This window comes from Pseudomonas sp. Gutcm_11s (genome assembly GCF_028649395.1).
Taxonomy (GTDB): domain Bacteria; phylum Pseudomonadota; class Gammaproteobacteria; order Pseudomonadales; family Pseudomonadaceae; genus Aquipseudomonas.
In genome coordinates this window covers 304,082-318,684 of sequence record NZ_JAQSUW010000014.1, presented here as the reverse complement: position 1 = coordinate 318,684, position 14,603 = coordinate 304,082, and the positions used below count along the sequence as shown (strand labels likewise).

Sequence of the window (14,603 nt, the reverse complement as noted above, 5' to 3'; positions counted from 1 at the left end):
AGAATAAATGCGAATCTTTCTAATTTGATTTGATGGGGAGTGTTGATGGAACAGCCAGCCAAGTACCAAGCCAAAGTACCCTTCGCCAGGGCGCGCCTTCCTCTGGCCATGGCCTGCGCACTGAGCGCTTTCAGCATGGGTTTGCAGGCCGATGAGGCTGTACAGCTGGATGCCACCAATATCAGTGGTGAGCTGGATAGCCCGGTTGGTGAAGACCAAGGCTACGTGGCAAAGAACAGCCGCAGTGCAACCAAGATCAACACCCCCCTGAATGAGACACCGCGTTCGGTGTCCGTTGTGACCCAGGCGCAGATGGACGATCGCAATGTGCAGACCATCAGCGAAGCACTGCGTTATTCGGCAGGTGTTCAGGCCGGCTTCTACGGCGAAGACAACAAACAGGACTGGTTCATCATCCGTGGCTTCAAGCAGGCCAACAACGGCCTGTTCATGGACGGCTCGCGCATCTACTCCAGCGCCTTCTATAGCTGGCAGATCGACCCCTACATGCTTGAGCGCATCGAGGTGCTCAAGGGCGCTGCGTCGGTGCTCTACGGTCAGACTCCGCCGGGCGGCCTGATCAACCTGCAAAGCAAGCGCCCGACCGCCGATGCCAAGAACGAAGTCGGCATTCAGTACGGCAGCTTCGACCGCAAGCAGATCAACGCCGACGTTGGTGGCAAGCTGGATGAGGAGGGCAACGTGCTGTACCGCGTAGTCGCGCTGAGTCGTGACACCGGTACCCAGGTGGACGACGTGGACGCTGCCCGCATCCTGCTGGCCCCATCGATGACCTTCAATTTCAACGAAGATACCTCGCTGACCTTGTTGGCCAGCATGCAGAAGGATCGCTCGGATCCTCAGCTGCAGTTCCTGCCCTCCAGCGGCACCATTACGGCCAACCCCAATGGCGACATCGATACCGACACTGCCGTGGGCAACCCGAAGTACGAAACCTTCGAGCGTGACCAGTACACCCTGGGGTACGAGCTGAACCATCGCCTCAACGACAACTGGGACTTCCAGCAGAACCTGCGCTACGGCCATATGGATCTGGAACTACGCCAGCTGTTCTTCTACGGCAATCTCACCGATCGCGTCATCAATCGCGGCCTGACCTACAACGATGGCAAAGCCGACAACCTGTCGATTGACAACCGCCTGCTCGGCAACTGGATCGGTGATCGCTGGGAAAACACGCTGCTGCTCGGCTATGACTACCAGCAGTTGAAGATCAATGACCGCAGCCCCAATGGCTATCCGAACCTCGGAGTCATCCCGCCTCTGGACATCTTCAATCCAGGCAACAACACCCCTCTCTTCGGTTCGATTCCAATCGGCAATGACGTGCCGGTAGGTGACTTCGCCCTGGAAGACAAGGACACGCGGGCGGATCAGAACGGCCTCTACATTCAGGAGCAGTTCAAGTACGACGACTGGGTGTTCCTGCTGGGCGGCCGCTATGATCGCTCTCGCACGGACTTCGACAATCAGACCACCGGCGATAAACACAATGTCCGCGACGACAACTTCACCTGGAGCGGTGGTGTTGCCTATGTCATGGACAATGGGCTGACACCCTACATCAGCTACTCCGAGTTCTTCCTGCCGGTTACCGACCTCAATCGGGTCACCGGTAAGCCTTTCAAGCCGCAAGAGGGTGACCAGAAAGAAATCGGTCTGAAATACGAGCCGCAGGGGCTGGATGCCATGTTCACTGCCGCAGTATTCGAGCTGACCCAGGAAAACGTCACCAAGAACCAAGGTGGAGTACCTACCCAACTGGGCGAAGTTCGTAGCCGCGGTCTCGAGCTGGAAGCTCAGGCCAATGTCACCGAGAACATCAGCCTGATCGCCAGCTATACCAAGCTCGATCCGGAAACCACCAAGACCACCAACCCTGCAGAGAAAGATAAGGCCCCGGCCAACGTCGCCGACGAGATGGCTTCTCTGTGGGGCAAGTACCAGTTCATCGGTGGCGTCCTCAATGGCCTGGAGCTTGGCGCCGGCGTGCGTCACACCAGCTCCAGCTACGGCGACAACACCGAAACCCTGGAAGTGCCGTCCTATACCCTTGTAGACGCCATGATCGGGTACCGCATTCAGGACGTTCGCCTACAGTTGAACGCCAGCAACCTGACCGACAAGGAGTACGTTGCGGCCTGCGACTACTACTGCTGGTACGGCAATCGTCGCAACGTTATCGCCAGTGTGAGTTATGACTTCTAAGCCACTGCAACAATTGCTGCTGCCCTCGGGGCAGCAGCTGGCCGCCCGTGACGACGGCACTAACCTGGCCTTGCATCTGGACGAGCGCGCGCTGTTGCGCGCCCGGCGCCAGGGTGAGCTGCTGGTTCCGCTGGAGCTGGCCGTTGAGGAACAGTCCGAGGTTCTGTGGCTGCTGGCCTACTGGTGCTTTGCCAATGATCCGGCGCTGCAGGTGTTGCGTCTGCAGCTGGAAAGCATCGATCCGGCGTTGCTGAACAGCGGTCTGCTGGTGGGTGAGGGCGATAGTCTCCGCATCGAGCGCTCGCTGTTCTGGCAATTGCCAGGGCCGTTCCTGCGCAACACTGGCAGTGCCGGTTATCCGCAGCAGATGGTCATGCATGCCACTGGCCGCCGCCATCCGCGTCGTGTACCCAAGCCGGTGGGCGAGGTCTATCGTCGTTTCGACGCCAACCTGGGCGCCTGGATTTCCCTGCGCACCCTGGACATCGACAATGACCTCGAACGCTTCAACCGCTGGCAGAACAGTGCCCGTGTGGCCGCGTTCTGGCAGGAGGAGGGCGATCTCGAAAAACATCGCCGCTACCTGGAAGAGCTGGCCGCGGATCCGCGCGTGCTGACCCTGATCGGCTGCTTCGACGACGAGCCTTTCGCCTACTACGAGGCCTACTGGGCCAAGGAAGACCGTATCGCGCCGTTCTACGACGTGGAGGACTACGACCGTGGCATCCACATGTTGGTCGGCGAAGAGAGCCATCGCGGCCCGCACAAGGTGGCCAGCTGGCTGAGCGCGCTGACCCACTACCTGTTCCTCGACGATCCACGCACCCAGCGGGTGGTCGCCGAGCCCCGTGCCGACAACGCCAAGATGATTGGCCACATGCAGGCACAGGGTTATCACAAGGCCAAGGAATTCGATTTCCCGCACAAGCGAGCCGCACTCATGGTGCAGTCCCGCGAAGTGTTCTTCGAACACTGCCGTCTGGCATAGCAGTACGGCTCGCGCTTGCTGTTCGCGAGCCCAGAACAAAAGAGCCGCGCCCGAGCGCGGCCGTGAAACTGATGAGGTTGGGCGAGGCGAGTGCCTCCAGGGGCTGACTTGGCCTTCACACGAACCATCCGCAGAGGATCGGGGCCTGACATGAGCATAGAAACACTGGAATACGACGTGATCGGGCTGGGCTTCGGGCCCGCCAACCTGGCCATCGCGGTGGCCCTGGACGAAGACCGCCGCGTGCGTGAAAACGGTCTGCGCTACTGCTTCCTGGAGAAGAAGCCGGCCTTCGAGTGGCACGGCGGCATGCTGCTGGACGACAGTCGCATGCAGATATCCTTCCTCAAGGACCTGGCTACGCTGCGCAATCCATCCAGCCGCTACACCTTCGTCAATTACCTGCACCAGAAGCGTCGGCTGGAAGCCTTCATCAACATCAGTACCTTCACGCCATCGCGCCTGGAGTACAACGACTACCTAGGCTGGGCCGCAGCCCAGTTCACCGACCGTGTGCATTACGGCGAGGAAGTCATCGGCGTCGAACCTGTGCTGGACGGCGGCGACGTGACCCGGGTCAAGGTGATCTCGCGCCTAGCCGACGGCCGCACCCGTGCGCGCATCACCCGCAACCTGGTGGTCAGCATCGGTGGCGAACCGGTGGTGCCGGAGATGTTCCGCTCGTTGCGCGGTGACCAGCGGGTGATCCATTCCTCCAGCTACTTGGAACGCATCCACGGCTGCGCCGAGCCTAAGCGTGTGGCGGTGATCGGTTCCGGCCAGAGCGCGGCGGAAATCTTCAGCGACTTGTGCGGGCGCTTCCCGGCGGCCGAAGTCAGCATGGTGATGCGCAGCCAGGCTCTGCGTCCGGCCGACGACAGCCCGTTCATCAACGAAATCTTCGACCCGTCCTATACCGACGTGGTCTACGGTCAGGCTCCGGAGGCGCGCGAGGCGTTCATCCAGGCCAACGCCCAGACCAACTACTCGGTGGTCAATCTCGACCTGATCGAAAGCATCTACCACCGCCTGTACCTGCAGAAGGTCACCGGTCATGCGCCGCACAGCCTGCTGACCCAGCGCAGCATCGAGGCAGTGCAGGCCGGCACCGATGGCATTCAGCTGACCCTGAATGGGCCGGAAGGCCGCGAGGATCGCCTGTTCGATGCCGTCGTGCTGGCCACCGGTTATCGCCGCGATGGCTACAAGCGTCTACTCGAAGGCCTACAGCAGCATCTTGGCGACGGCGTGGAGCGCGACTATCGTCTGAGCTGCCAGCCGCAGATGAGCGCGGGTATCTACCTGCAGGGTTGCTGCGAGGCCAGCCACGGCCTGAGCGACACGCTACTGTCGGTACTGGCCATACGTTCACAGGAAGTGGTCGACGCCTTGCTGGACAACAGCCGTCGGCGCCAATCGACAGGAGTCGCCAGCGCATGTGCTTGACCCAGGCGGGGGGCCGATGATCCCGGCCATTGCCCCGCTGTTCCAAGGGCCTTTCGCCCACTACCGCGATGTACTGACCCTTGCGGATGACCCACGCCCGGCATTGCCCGGGCGTGAGTTTGTCAGCGCCGAGCGTCTTGAAGAACAGATGCTGCGCTTCGGCCCCGAGCATGCCGAGGGCGATCGGCGGGCGCTGATGTCGCTATGGTCGAAGTACTACTTCCTGCGCCTGATTCCGCCGGTATTGGCGGCAGGATTGATCATGAACTGGCGCCTGCCGCTGGATTTCGACGAGATCCAGGTGGTGGTCGGTGCCGACGGCCTGCCCGAGGCATTCAAGCTGCCGCATGCCGGCGAGCGCTGGAGCGCCGCGCCAGCCAACGGTTTCGAGCGCTTCTCCGGGCTGATGGACGACAACCTGCTGCCCTTCATCGATGGCCTGCGGGCCCATCGCAAGATCGCTGCCCGTGTCCTGTGGAGCAACGCCGGCAACTACTTCGAGTGGTTCATGTCGACCCTCGGCGGCCTGCCGTTCCCCAAGCCGATGCTGGCTCAGGGCTTCGAGGTGCTGGAAAGCAAGCTGCGTCCAGACGGTACGCGCAACCCGCTGTTCGAGCCGGTCAGCTACGTGCCACAGGACGAAGGCTGTGCACCCTGGCGCCAGCGCAAGCTGTGCTGCATCCGCAACGAACTGGGCATGGAGATGTGCGACAACTGCCCGCTGCTGGAAGAGCCGCCAGCGGAAGGTACTGCGGTACTGGATTGATGGCTGCGCTGGGTTACTCGCCTTGCTGGTGAGTAGCCCCTTAGTCTGCCCGAGGCTAGCAAGTGCCCTTTGGTATCCTGCCTTCAGCGAGCCCCTCAGCGCCGATACAGACACAGCATGAAATAGGCGCCGCCCAGCAAGGACGCCAGTAGTCCCGCCGGCAATTGCGCCGGGAACAAGGCTGTGCGGCCCAACCAGTCCGCCGCCACCATCACCAGTGCGCCAAGCAACGCTGCACCAAGCATCTGTGGCACCGCGCGGGCCAGGCCGAGCAAGCGCGCCAGGTGCGGCGCGAGTAGGCCGATAAAACTTAGCGGCCCGACGATCAGCGTGGCGCCAGCGGTCAGCAGCGCCGCCAGCAGGAGCAACACGAAGCGGCTGCGTCCCAGCGGCACGCCAAGCGCTCGCGGAGTACCTTCGCCCAGCGGCAACAGTTCCAGCCAGCGGCCGAAGGGCAGGGCGGCGGCCAGCAGGATCAGGCTGCACACCAGTACCCAGATAGCCATCTGCGGGCCGACGAAGTAGGTGGAGCCGGACATCCAGCCCAGCAGGTTCTGTCCGCGCGGGTCGCCACCGGCCAGCAATATGACCTGCAGGGCGTCGAACAGCGCGGTGATGCTGATACCGATCAGCAGCACCTTTTCCGGGGCGAAGCCGGAGCGACGGGATAGCCCGAGCAACAGCAGCAACGTCAGACCGGCACCCAGCCCGCCCAGGGCCAGCTGGGCCAGTGGGCCGGAATAGGGCAGCAGGAAGAGCAGGGCGATCAGCCCCAGCGCCGCGCCGGCGCTGATGCCGAGCACCTCGGGGCTGGACATCGGGTTGCCGGTCAGGCGCTGGATCATGCAGCCGGCCAGCGCCAGCATGCAACCGGCTGCGGCGGCAGCCATCACCCGAGGCCAACGCCAGTCGAGTACGGCGAGATCGCCCAGGTTCCACTGCCAGCCATCCAGCCCGCGACCCAGACCGAGGGCCATCAGCAGTCCCGCACCCAGCAACAGTGCCATTGGCACCAGGCGGCGAGCGGGGAAGGGGTGGCGAGCAAAATGCTGGCTATCGCCGCTCTGCGGCTGCCCGCCAGCCAGACGCAGGCGGGGCAGCAGCCAGAGCAACAGTGGGGCGCCCAACAACGCGGTGGCCGCTCCGGTGGGCACCAGTTCCGCCAGGCTACCGGCCAGGCGCTGAATGCCCAGGTCGGTGACGCACAGCAGCAAGCCGCCTAGCAATGGTGCCCAGATCAGACGCTGGGCAAGGGTGCGAGCGCCCAACAGGCGCACCAGAGCCGGCGCCGCCAGGCCGATGAAACCGATCACGCCGACTGTGCTGACCACGCAGGCGGCCAGATATACGGAGAGGGATAGGGTGACGAAGCGCAGAAAACGCAGCGGCACGCCGAGACTCTTCACACCGCTGTCGTCCAGTTCCAGCAGCGCCAGCGGTCGCAACAGCGGTAGCAGAAGCAACACGCCCAGGGCCAGGCGCGGAATCAGAAACTGCACGCCGCTCCAGCTGTTCTGGCTGAGCGAGCCGGAGCCCCAGATGAATACCGCGTTGAGATCCTGCTGCTGTACCAGCATCAGCGTCACGTTCAAGGCACTGAGATACAGGGTGACCACCAGGCCGGCGAGGATCAGCGTCAGCGGTGCCAGGCCGCGGCGCCAGGCCAGGGCAAATACCAGCGCTGCGGCGATACCACCACCAGCCAGGGCGACCCACTCGCGGCCATAATCGAGCGCCCAGGGCGCCCACAACGTGGCCACCAGCAGGCCGAACTGGGCGCCACTGGATACGCCCAGGGTGGTCGGCGAAGCCAGCGGATTGCGCAGCACCTGTTGCATCAGGGTGCCCGCCAGGGCCAGCACGGCGCCGCAGAGCAGCGCCATAAACAGCCGTGGCAGCCAGCTGAAATGCAGGATCAGCTGCTGCATGTCGCCTTCGGCAGGGCTGATCATGGCTTGCGCCCACTCGCCGAGAGGCAGGCGACGACCGAGATCGCTCAGCGCCAGTCCCAGAGCCAGAACCAGCAGCACGGAGCACAGCCAGCCAGGATGGCCGGAAAATCCACGACGCTCGCGGGTAGGCAACGGCCCCTGGGCCAGCAGATCGGTCATTGCTCGCTCTCCGGCGCCAGACGCGCCTCCAGCAGGTAGGCGAAGCGCTCTGCAGCCATCAGCCCGTTAAAGCTCCAAACCGGTGGTAAGCCGTACAGGCGCTGCTCACGCACCGCCGGCAGTTGCTGCCACAGGGCGCTGCCAGCCAAACCATCTTCGGTGCCAGGCGGCATAGGTTCCAGATAGAGCAGGGCGGCGCTGGGTTGTTCGGCCAGACGCTCGATACCCTGCTGGCTGAAGCCCCAATAGTTGGTCGGCCCAGTCCAGGCATTGCGCAACCCGGTGCGATCCAGTACCCCCTGGTAGATGCTCTGCTTGCCGAACAGGCGCACATGACGCTGATCGAGGAAGGTCATCACATAGAAAGGTGGCAGATCCCGGGTGGCCAAGCGCTGTTTGACCCGTGCCATCTGGGTATCGATGCGAGCAATCATGGCTTCGCCTTCGGCCTGACGACCGAGCAGCTCGGCCAGCTCGCGGGTCACTCGTTGGGCGCCGACATAGGCCTCGGCCTCCGGCGTATAGATGGCCAGCATATGCACCGGAGCAACGCGCTCCAGCTGCGCACGGCTAGCGGCAAACTGCGGGGTAATGAGGATCATGTCCGGCTTGATCTCGCTCAGCAGCTCGAGATTCGGCTCGATGCGCAGTCCCAGATCGATGACCTCAGCGGGCAGCTCGGGGGCCTGCACCCAGCGCCGATAGCCTTCGGTCTGGGCCACGGCGATGGGCGTCACGCCCAGTCCCAGCAATGTCTCGGTGAGACCCCAGTCGATTACCGCGATGCGTGGCTGGCGACCATCGGCCTGAGCCAGGCCTGCCAGCAGCAGAAAGGCGAAGAACAACCAGCGCATCAGACCACCACGGCAATGGGTTGCTGGCCGCGCGGATGGCTGAGCACCTGCATGGGCAGGCCATAGATGGCCTCCAGGTTGCTGTTGGTCATCAGCTCGGCCGGAGTGCCGTCCAGCAATAGACTACCGCTGTGCAGCGCAATCAAGCGGTCGCAGTAGCGGCTCGCCATGTTGATGTCGTGCAGCACTACGATCACGCTCAGGCCGAGTTGCTGGCTGAGCCGGTGTACCAGGCCGAGCACGTCCACCTGGTGAGCGATGTCGAGGGCCGAGGTCGGTTCGTCCAGCAGCAGGTAACGGCTGTTCTGCGCCAGCAGCATGGCCAGCCACACACGCTGGCGTTCGCCACCGGAAAGGCTGTCGACCATACGCTCGGCGAAGCGCAGCGTGTCAGTCAGCTCCATGGCCTCGCGAACCTTGGCGTGATCCTCGGCGCTGAAGCGGCCCAATAGACCGTGCCAGGGATAGCGACCGAAACCGACCAGCTCGCGTACCGTGAGGCTATCGGCAGACGGCAGTTGCTGCGGCAGATAGGCAACCTGGCGAGCGAAGTCCCGATCCTTCCAGTCGGCCACAGCCTTGTCGTCCAGCAGCACTCGACCAGCGCTTGCCGGTTGCTGGCGAGCCAGCATCTTCAGCAACGTGGATTTACCTGAGCCGTTGTGGCCAATCAGACCAACCATCTGGCCCTGAGGAATGTCGAGCGTGAGCGGATGCAGGAGCGTGCGCTCCGGCAAGCTGAAACTGACTGCATCGAGTCGGAACATGGTCGATCCTTGAGCACCGGTTTCTCGAAGGCGGGGACTTTAGCTAAAAACGATTATCCACTGCAAACAAGACTTAATAGAAACAAGTCACAACAAAATCGAAGGGCTGGGACCTCAGAGCCTAATCTATAAATTCGCATAATGTATATTATGTTAAATTATGTATTACGAGAGAGCCGCTGATGACGCTGCTGAGATACAGATTCATCAACCCGCCTCTCACGTCCCAGCTGAGTTAGCCGCTCTTCGACTTCCATGTCGCCTGGTCGATCCTAGCCATCCCACTCAATCAGCGCCGCGCATACTTACGCCGGCGTTGCCTCCTGAGCTTCGTGCTCCTCCTGCTCCAACACTTTGGGACGTTGGCGTTCCTGTCTGGTCTTGTAGAAGTGTTCGAAGCAGAAATTGCTGGCTGCCAGGTAGCCCTCGGCTGATCCGCAATCGAAACGTCGTCCCTGGAATTTGTAAGCCAGCACGCAGCCTTGTTGTGCCTGTTTCATCAGCGCGTCGGTAATCTGGATTTCGCCGCCCTTGCCTGGTGGTGTCTGTTCCAGCAGGTCGAAGATGTCCGGGGTCAGGATGTAGCGGCCGATGATCGCCAGATTGGACGGCGCGTCCTCGGGTCGCGGCTTCTCCACCATGCGATCGACACGGAAGATATCGTGGCGGATCGCCTCGCCGGAAATGATCCCGTACTTGCCGGTTTCTTCCGCTGGCACCTCCTCGATGGCAACGATCGAGCAGCGGAACTGGTTGTACAGCTTGACCATCTGCATCAGCACGCCGTCACCCCCGGGGTTGAGGCAGAGATCGTCGGCCAGTACCACGGCAAAGGCCTCATCGCCGATCAGCGGGCGGCCGGTGAGAATGGCGTGCCCTAGGCCCTTCATGGCGATCTGCCGGGTATAGGAAAAGGTGCAGTTGTCGATCAGCCGACGAATGCCGCGCAGCGCGTGCTCCTTATCGGTGTTGCTGATCTCGTGCTCCAGCTCGTAGCTGATGTCGAAGTGATCCTCGAGGGAGCGCTTGCCGCGCCCGGTGACCATGGCGATCTGGTCGAGGCCGGCGTCGAACGCCTCCTCCACCCCATACTGGATCAGTGGCGTGTCGACCACTGGCAGCATCTCCTTGGGCATCGACTTGGTGGCGGGAAGAAAACGAGTGCCGTAGCCGGCGGCAGGAAACAGGCATTTCTTGATCATTGTGGTCATCACCGAGTCGAGTCATTTACACAGTGCTGACCCGTGGCTGCGTCCGGCGGTTCAAGTGTTTTTCAGCGCTGCCAGCCACCCTCCTCTCGCCGACTGCGGGTAATGGTGAGCGCTACTGCGGCAATACGTTCAACCGCCTCGTAACCGGGCTCCAGCAACTGCTCACCGAACACGTCCGGATCCATCTCGCGATAACTCCAGACCACGCTTTGTCCTGGCAGCGTGGCCTTGCAGTACTCCAGCAGCGGATCGCGCCCACCAACCATTGCCACGCCGGTATACAGCAGCAGGCAGCCGCCAGGTGCCAGTTGCGCCAGCGCCTCGTCGATGATGGCAAGGGACAGCCCGACGCCCAGCTCTCCGCCGCCATCGCGATACAGACGGCCCTGCGGGTCGAGCATATAGGGCGGGTTACTGAGGATCAGGTCGAACTCACCGCCGATGGAAGCCAGTAGATCGCTGCGCAAGGTTCGCAGGTTGCCGATGCCGGCGAGCCGGGCGTTGACGTCTGTGTATTCGAGGGCGAGCGGATTGATGTCCACGGCCAGCACCTCGGCGCTCGGGCAGGCCCGCGCCACCAACAGTGCTCCCGGCCCTGCCCCGCAACCGATATCGAGGACCCGGCGCAGCTGTTCCGGTGGCTGGCGGCGCAGATGCTGTTCGATGGCCTGGGCGAAACGGTAGGTGTCAGGGCCGAAGAACACCGCATCGGCCTGCGAAGTCGGGTAGCACGAGTGCACGTAGAGCTCGTCATCCAGGCTGGACCAACGCACCGTACTGAGCCAGCCGCCATTCGCCGTGCTGTGCAGCACACCGGCGCTGTCCATCAGGCCGAAGAGCTCCTCGCCCACGGTGTCCGGATGGAATGGCCGGCTCCAGCCGAATACACCGGCAAGGTCGGTTGCCCAGGCGTTCTGCGCGCGCGCATTGACGCGCTGCTGGGTGAGCGGCGTGACGCTGGTGAAGCGGTAGGCCCTGGCGTGCAGCGCCTGGCCGAGGTGCAGCAGGGAGCGGTTGAGTCGGCTCATGATCAGCAGTAGCTCGCAGAGAAAAGACGGGTGGCCATCAGGCCGGCCGGGCTGTGGTGCAACGCAGGTGTCATCAACTGGATCAGCCGCTGGTTCTGTTCAGCTACCGCCAGGCCCTCCAGTTGCGCGAGCAGTGTTCTGGTCTCGCTGGCGAAGTCGCCTACTGGCTCTGGGCCCTCTTCGTCTCGGTTGCGTCGGCGCTGCGGTGCTACCTGTTCTGCAGGCTGCCAATCGCCGGCTATCCAGTCGTGCAGCAGCTGCCGCTCATAGCCGCTGAACACACCGAACATGGCCGCTCGCGGCCCGTCGACCAGCTGCCAGAATCGGCTTTCGCTCGGGTCCTGGTGGCGGTGTAGCCAGCCACGTGCCTGCAGCGCCGCGAGAAATCCAGGCATGTTCCCGGACTCGGCCAACCACTGGTTGATCGTGCGCCCGTCCAGTCGGCAATGGTCGGAGTGCACCGTGCCGGCGACCTGGCGCTTGCGTTCGAGCATTGCCAGCAGTTCGCGCTCGAGGTCGAAGTCTGCGATCACTCGCGTACTGCCGAGCCCCAGTTGGTTGAGCCGATAACCCTGGTTGACCCGCCGCAGGAACGCCTGGCGATCGCCCACCACCGGCAGGTTGTCCTGCAGCGCCTGCACTGCGCGCTGGGCGTGCCCGCAGCTGGCGTTGTCGATGGTCACGTGGAGCTGGAAGTAATAGGGATCGATGCCCAGCTCACGCAGCTCGTAGGTAGAGATCAGCAAGTGCAGCGGCAGCTGCTCGTAGCCCAGGTTGTAGCCGATCAGCTCGGGCAGATAGCGTTCGGCCAGATGGCCCAGGGCCAGCTGTTGCGTGCCCTGGATATAGTGCGCGTCACTCAGCCCGCCCAGTTCGTCGCAGCCGTTCTCGGCGAGCAACTGGCGGTACAGCAGCACATGGTTCTGCGCGGCCACGCCATTGCCCAGCTCCTCCAGGTAAGTCTGGATCAGCGGCTGCAAACGCACTTCCGGCCAGTGCGGCAGCAGGCCGTAGAGCCAGGCGCCGTCCACCAGCTTGGTCGGCGCCACCGCGCGCAGAAAGTACAGGGCATGGGCCAGATTGCTGAAGTATCGGCGTGGCTCGCCGCGCTTGCGGGTCTGCAGATAGCTCGCATAGGCCTCGGTGGTGCGACGGGCCTCTGCCCTGCCCCAGGCCAGCATGTGCTCGGGGGAATCCGGCAGATCACAGGGCAGCATTTCCGCGACGACCAGCTGGGTGTCGAGAAAGTCACCCGCGCGCGCCAGGGCCGCGGCGTCGGGTTGCGCCTGCAGCAGTGATTCGTAGGTGTCGCGTACCGGGTGGCAATCCACCGCAGTCAATGGACTGATCGGGCTCATCATGCTCCTGGCTTCGTGGTCGCTATCACTGGGAGTGCCCTGGCCAGCAAAGATTCCACACTCTGGATGAACTCGCCGGTGGCCGCGCCCGTCCCTTGAACAGGAGGGCGCCATGCCACAACAAAGCTTGAGCTTCGGTATCGAGGAAGAGTTTCTGCTGGTCGATCTGGCCAGTCGCGATGTCATCCGCCGGCCACCCGCAACCCTGCTGCCGGCCTACCGACACGAACTCGGCCCCTGCCTGGCCGAGGAAATGTTCCAGAGCCAGATCGAACTGGTCAGCCCCATCCTGTCGAGCCTGGATGAGGGCCGCGCCTGGCTGCAGGAGTCGCGGCAGCGTCTGAATACGCTGACTCGGCAACATGGCATCGGCCTGCTGGGCTCCGCCAGCCACCCATTCGCCGACTGGCGCGAGCAGCTGGCAACCGAATCGCCGCATTACCGCAAGCTGTTCGCCGACCACGGCGACATCGCCCGGCGTAGCCTGGTGTCCGGCCTGCATGTGCATGTCGGGGTGCCAAACGGGTACGACAGGCTGCGCGTGATGAACCGCCTTGTCGGCTGGCTGCCGCTGTTGCTGGCGCTGAGCTGCTCGTCGCCGTTCTGGGGTGGCCGCGACAGCGCCATGGCCAGCTATCGCCGCTGCCTCTGCGGCGAGTGGCCACGCATGGGTATTCCCGAGCCCCTGCCTGACGAGCAGGCCTTCGATGCCTATGTCGGGCTCCTGCTGGCCGCCGGCGCGCTGCAGCGGCGCGGCGACATCTGGTGGTTCATCCGCCCGTCGGCGCGATTCGCCACCCTGGAGCTGCGCATCGCCGACGCCTGCCCCCTGGTAGAGGATGCGCTGTGCATCGCCGGCCTGTTCCGCACACTGGTGACCTGGGCGCTGGATGCCAAGGACGACGAGTTGAATGGCCTGCAACGCCTGTTGCTGGAGGAAAACTACTGGCGAGCCAGGCGCCAAGGCTGCGCTGCGCGCTTTCTCGATGCGCGGGGCCATGACGAGCTGAGCGCCGCCGAGTGGCTGGCGCAGCTGGAGCAGTTGGTCGGCGCTGCGGGCGAGCCCGAGAGCTTCACCCAGGCCGCGCGGATACTGCGTGAAGGCAGCAGCGCGCAGCGCCAACGCCGGGTGCTGCTGGCGGCGCAAGGATCGGGGCTGAGCGAGCGACAGGCGCTGTGCGCGGTGGTCGACAGCCTGCTCGAGGAAACCGCTCGCCAGTGCGAGCGGCCTGCCTCCCTGCCCCGCTCGCCCTTGGTCGAATACCCGCCTACGCTGCCTGGCGACTGAGCGTCTGCTTCAGGCTGCGCCGGCGCTCCTCCATCTGCGCACCAAGCTCTTCCAGCTTCTGCTTGCCCAGCAGCTTGGACGCTTTGGGGAACATGTCGCTCTCCTCCTCTTCCAGGTGGTGGTCGAGCAGTTCCTTGAGCACCTTGGCGCGACCGGAGAAGGCCACCGAGGATGGCGCGGTCTTGAACAGGTCCGGCAACACCAGCGCATCCACGGTGCGGTGTTCCTCCTTGGCTTCGGCGAACATCACCGCCTCCTCCTTGCCGCCCGCCTTCTGGATGGCCGGATAGAAGATGGTCTCCTCGATGTCGGTGTGCACGCTCAGCTCCAGTTGCAGCCGTGCGATGAGGTCGCGGCGGGTCTTCACCGCACGCTCGGTTGTGGCGGTCAGTTTCTCCAGCAATTGACGGAACAATTGATGGTCCTGCTTGAGTAGCTCTACGGCGTTCATGGTGTTCTCCAGGCTTGTACGGTCATTGGTCCGTGAGCGGACTTAAGCAGTGACTGCCGCAGCGCTCGTCGAGTTCGCCTCGTCGATTGCCCAAGGCATTTGCCTG

12 protein-coding genes are annotated in these 14,603 nt (G+C 63.4%); 5 read left to right on the top strand and 7 right to left on the bottom strand.

Translation table 11 applies throughout. The features are described from left to right. The first annotated feature begins 45 nt into the window (after positions 1-45). The 4 genes from PTT45_RS12420 to fhuF all read left to right on the top strand — a co-directional run bounded on the left by PTT45_RS12420 (position 46) and on the right by fhuF (position 5,429). Entirely contained in the window at positions 46-2,229 is a 2,184-nt protein-coding gene (locus PTT45_RS12420; RefSeq protein ID WP_273813602.1) for a TonB-dependent siderophore receptor, read from the top strand. Further along, positions 2,219-3,217, top strand: a complete 999-nt coding sequence (locus tag PTT45_RS12415) for a GNAT family N-acetyltransferase (protein WP_273813601.1) — start codon at positions 2,219-2,221, stop codon at positions 3,215-3,217. Before PTT45_RS12420 ends, PTT45_RS12415 begins: the two co-directional genes overlap by 11 nt. A gap of 150 nt (positions 3,218-3,367) precedes the next feature. Beyond that, positions 3,368-4,663 carry a lysine N(6)-hydroxylase/L-ornithine N(5)-oxygenase family protein gene (locus PTT45_RS12410; protein WP_273813600.1) on the top strand — a complete coding sequence of 432 codons (1,296 nt, stop codon included), beginning with the start codon at positions 3,368-3,370 and terminating at the stop codon, positions 4,661-4,663. Positions 4,664-4,679: 16 nt separating this feature from the next. After that, positions 4,680-5,429, top strand: a complete 750-nt coding sequence (gene fhuF, locus PTT45_RS12405) for a siderophore-iron reductase FhuF (RefSeq protein WP_273813599.1) — start codon at positions 4,680-4,682, stop codon at positions 5,427-5,429. Positions 5,430-5,524: 95 nt separating this feature from the next. On the opposite strand, the gene fhuB is transcribed toward fhuF, so the two are convergent. The 6 genes from fhuB to PTT45_RS12375 all read right to left on the bottom strand — a co-directional run bounded on the left by fhuB (position 5,525) and on the right by PTT45_RS12375 (position 12,758). After that, complete coding sequence (fhuB, locus tag PTT45_RS12400; protein ID WP_273813598.1) at positions 5,525-7,540, bottom strand: Fe(3+)-hydroxamate ABC transporter permease FhuB; 2,016 nt, start codon at positions 7,538-7,540, stop codon at positions 5,525-5,527. Then, the gene (locus PTT45_RS12395; protein ID WP_273813597.1) at positions 7,537-8,394 is read right to left on the bottom strand and encodes an ABC transporter substrate-binding protein; all 858 of its coding nucleotides are present in this window, start codon (positions 8,392-8,394) and stop codon (positions 7,537-7,539) included. Before PTT45_RS12395 ends, fhuB begins: the two co-directional genes overlap by 4 nt. Then, the gene (locus tag PTT45_RS12390) at positions 8,394-9,161 is read right to left on the bottom strand and encodes an ATP-binding cassette domain-containing protein (protein WP_273813596.1); all 768 of its coding nucleotides are present in this window, start codon (positions 9,159-9,161) and stop codon (positions 8,394-8,396) included. Before PTT45_RS12390 ends, PTT45_RS12395 begins: the two co-directional genes overlap by 1 nt. A gap of 305 nt (positions 9,162-9,466) precedes the next feature. Then, positions 9,467-10,363, bottom strand: a complete 897-nt coding sequence (gene galU / locus PTT45_RS12385; protein ID WP_273814242.1) for a UTP--glucose-1-phosphate uridylyltransferase GalU — start codon at positions 10,361-10,363, stop codon at positions 9,467-9,469. 71 nt (positions 10,364-10,434) lie between these two features. Further along, a complete protein-coding gene (locus PTT45_RS12380) occupies positions 10,435-11,400 on the bottom strand; it encodes a class I SAM-dependent methyltransferase (RefSeq protein WP_273813595.1) in 966 nt (321 codons plus the stop codon). A 2-nt stretch (positions 11,401-11,402) separates the two neighbouring features. Next, positions 11,403-12,758 (bottom strand): iron-containing redox enzyme family protein, encoded by a 1,356-nt coding sequence (locus tag PTT45_RS12375; protein ID WP_273813594.1) that lies wholly within the window; start codon positions 12,756-12,758, stop codon positions 11,403-11,405. A gap of 112 nt (positions 12,759-12,870) precedes the next feature. On the opposite strand from PTT45_RS12375, the gene PTT45_RS12370 reads away from it, so the two are divergent. Next, entirely contained in the window at positions 12,871-14,046 is a 1,176-nt protein-coding gene (locus PTT45_RS12370) for a carboxylate-amine ligase (RefSeq protein WP_273813593.1), read from the top strand. On the opposite strand, the gene PTT45_RS12365 is transcribed toward PTT45_RS12370, so the two are convergent. After that, complete coding sequence (locus tag PTT45_RS12365) at positions 14,027-14,497, bottom strand: hemerythrin domain-containing protein (RefSeq protein ID WP_273813592.1); 471 nt, start codon at positions 14,495-14,497, stop codon at positions 14,027-14,029. The two genes, PTT45_RS12370 and PTT45_RS12365, sit on opposite strands and share 20 nt — an antisense overlap. Positions 14,498-14,603: the final 106 nt, after the last annotated feature.

Coding starts and splice junctions, on each gene's coding strand:
- PTT45_RS12420 (WP_273813602.1), top strand. CDS start 46: ATGGAACAGCCAGCCAAGTACCAAGCCAAAGTACCCTTCGCCAGGGCG.
- PTT45_RS12415 (WP_273813601.1), top strand. CDS start 2,219: ATGACTTCTAAGCCACTGCAACAATTGCTGCTGCCCTCGGGGCAGCAG.
- PTT45_RS12410 (WP_273813600.1), top strand. CDS start 3,368: ATGAGCATAGAAACACTGGAATACGACGTGATCGGGCTGGGCTTCGGG.
- fhuF (WP_273813599.1), top strand. CDS start 4,680: ATGATCCCGGCCATTGCCCCGCTGTTCCAAGGGCCTTTCGCCCACTAC.
- fhuB (WP_273813598.1), bottom strand. CDS start 7,540: ATGACCGATCTGCTGGCCCAGGGGCCGTTGCCTACCCGCGAGCGTCGT.
- PTT45_RS12395 (WP_273813597.1), bottom strand. CDS start 8,394: ATGCGCTGGTTGTTCTTCGCCTTTCTGCTGCTGGCAGGCCTGGCTCAG.
- PTT45_RS12390 (WP_273813596.1), bottom strand. CDS start 9,161: ATGTTCCGACTCGATGCAGTCAGTTTCAGCTTGCCGGAGCGCACGCTC.
- galU (WP_273814242.1), bottom strand. CDS start 10,363: ATGATCAAGAAATGCCTGTTTCCTGCCGCCGGCTACGGCACTCGTTTT.
- PTT45_RS12380 (WP_273813595.1), bottom strand. CDS start 11,400: ATGAGCCGACTCAACCGCTCCCTGCTGCACCTCGGCCAGGCGCTGCAC.
- PTT45_RS12375 (WP_273813594.1), bottom strand. CDS start 12,758: ATGAGCCCGATCAGTCCATTGACTGCGGTGGATTGCCACCCGGTACGC.
- PTT45_RS12370 (WP_273813593.1), top strand. CDS start 12,871: ATGCCACAACAAAGCTTGAGCTTCGGTATCGAGGAAGAGTTTCTGCTG.
- PTT45_RS12365 (WP_273813592.1), bottom strand. CDS start 14,497: ATGAACGCCGTAGAGCTACTCAAGCAGGACCATCAATTGTTCCGTCAA.